Below are 1,354 nucleotides of genomic sequence, written 5' to 3'. Positions count from 1 at the left end.
CTGTCGTCCTGGTCGGTGGGTGAGAGAGGATCAACAGCGATCTGGTCCATCAAGTGTTCAAGAGGCAACTGTGGTTGACGGAGTGCAGACGTTCGAGCTGTTCCGGTTCGCAGATACGGTCCAAAGCGTCGCGGTTGAGGTGAGATGCGGTGCGCCTCTGACGGTGGGCGAAGAGCGGTACTACCCAGCCGAGATCGTTGTGAAGAGCGACTTCGTCAACGGGCGGGTCGGCTTGCAGGTATCGCATGAGGATCTGGACGAGTGGGAGCGTTGCCTCGATGCCCTTCAGGCTGAGGAGGGGGCCGAGTGGCCGGCCGGTGACCGCAGCGCCTGGGTAGACGTGGTTCCCGATGACCCGGTGGAGGTGACTGTGCACGACTCGCCGTCGACGCAGATTGCGGTGCGTGTACCGATCGACGTCGCTTCGGAGTGGCTGGAGGAAAACCGGCTGCGGTTGGATCGTGTCCGGGCGGCTGTCTCAGCGTCCTCATAGGGCCCGCAGGATGTGATGATCTTTGTGTGGCTGGAGTGATCACGGCGTCTGAGTCGTCTTGGATAGCACCGTTCACCGGGCTGAGCCCGCGCTGTTTCCGCAAGCTGGTGAATGCACTTCGTCGCGACGGAGTGGACGCGGTCCGGCGGGGCCGGCCGTGGAGCCTGCCATTGGACGACCGGGTGCTGCTGGTCGCGGCCTACTGGCGGACGAATTTGACGCTGCGCCAGCTCGGGCCCCTCTTCGGGGTCTCGAAGTCCGCGGCCGACCGCGTCATCAACCACCTTGGGCCCCTCCTCGCGCTTCGGCCGCGTCGGCGGTTCCGCAAGGACACCGTGCTGATCGTGGACGGCACCCTGGTCCCCACCCGCGACCACACCATCGCCGAGCAGTCCAAGAACTATCGGTACTCCACCAACCACCAGGTCGTCATCGATGCCGACACCCGCCTCGTAGTCACGGTCGGCCGGCCCCTGCCCGGCAACCGCAACGACTGCAAGGCCTGGGAACTGTCCGGAGCGAAAGCCGCCATCGGCCACAGAACAGTGATCGCCGATGGCGGCTACCGCGGCACGGGACTGATCACCCCGCACCGCCGCGAAGCCGGGCAGGCGGAACTTCCGGCCTGGAAAGAGGAACACAACCGCTCGCACCGCAAAGTCCGTGCCCGCGTCGAGCACACCTTCGCCCGCATGAAGGGCTGGAAGATCCTCCGTGACTGCCGCCTCAAGGGTGACGGTGTTCACCACGCGATGCTCGGCATCGCGCACCTCCACAACATCGCCCTCGCTGGATGACCCGAGGGGTCAGACGCTGAGCTGGCTGACTCAGCTCTTCGATCATTGCGGGACAGCCCTTAGG

2 protein-coding genes are annotated in these 1,354 nt (G+C 65.1%); both read left to right on the top strand.

Annotated elements, in window-relative coordinates; genetic code table 11:
• The first annotated feature begins 82 nt into the window (after positions 1–82).
• A complete protein-coding gene (locus ACZ4V6_RS36560; RefSeq protein WP_467835597.1) occupies positions 83–493 on the top strand; it encodes a DUF5959 family protein in 411 nt (136 codons plus the stop codon).
• A gap of 26 nt (positions 494–519) precedes the next feature.
• Positions 520–1,290 (top strand): transposase, encoded by a 771-nt coding sequence (locus ACZ4V6_RS36555; RefSeq protein ID WP_467835594.1) that lies wholly within the window; start codon positions 520–522, stop codon positions 1,288–1,290.
• Positions 1,291–1,354 lie beyond the last annotated feature (64 nt).

The sequence above is a fragment of the Streptomyces sp. NPDC029152 genome (assembly GCF_055564355.1).
The sequence above is the reverse complement of the archived record's forward strand: the minus strand, read 5'-3'. Positions and strand labels throughout refer to the sequence as shown.